Origin of the sequence: Helicobacter sp. L8, from assembly GCF_003660355.1 — a bacterium.
Taxonomy (GTDB): Bacteria; Campylobacterota; Campylobacteria; order Campylobacterales; family Helicobacteraceae; genus Helicobacter; species Helicobacter labacensis.
In genome coordinates, this window is sequence record NZ_QXQR01000064.1 from 1 (window position 1) to 444 (window position 444).

Sequence of the window (444 nt, forward strand, 5' to 3'; positions counted from 1 at the left end):
AGCACCCCCTAATCCTAGAGTGTGCTACAATCAAGTTTTACTAGCATAGTTAAAAGGCTTTGTATGCCCCTTGTTAACACCCTCTTCACCCCCTACACCTTAGAGCACGAGCTCCCCAAACTCTACCACTTTGAGCAGAGCAAAGAGCAAGCTAGGCACGCTTTAGATCAAATGCGCGCGCTAGACCTACACAGCCTCAAACAGAGCAATGAACACCAGTTTGAAGATGGCTTTATTACCAAAATCTTAGAGATTCTAGGTTGGGAGTATCTACGCCAAGAAGAAAAGAGCATTCAGGGCAAACTAGAAAAACCCGATTTTTTGCTTTTTGCTAACTTGGAGCTCAAGCAAGAATACCAAGCCCTAGACAAACAAGATCGCTACGCCAGCAATGCCTTTAGTGTGATCTGTGAGAGCAAGGCTTATAGCGTAGATGTGGATAAT

General features: G+C 44.6%; 1 pseudogene. It reads left to right on the forward strand.

Going from position 1 to position 444, the window contains the following annotated elements:
- Positions 1-63: 63 nt before the first annotated feature.
- Positions 64-444, forward strand: a pseudogene (locus EAO37_RS09060) (restriction endonuclease); the annotation flags it as partial.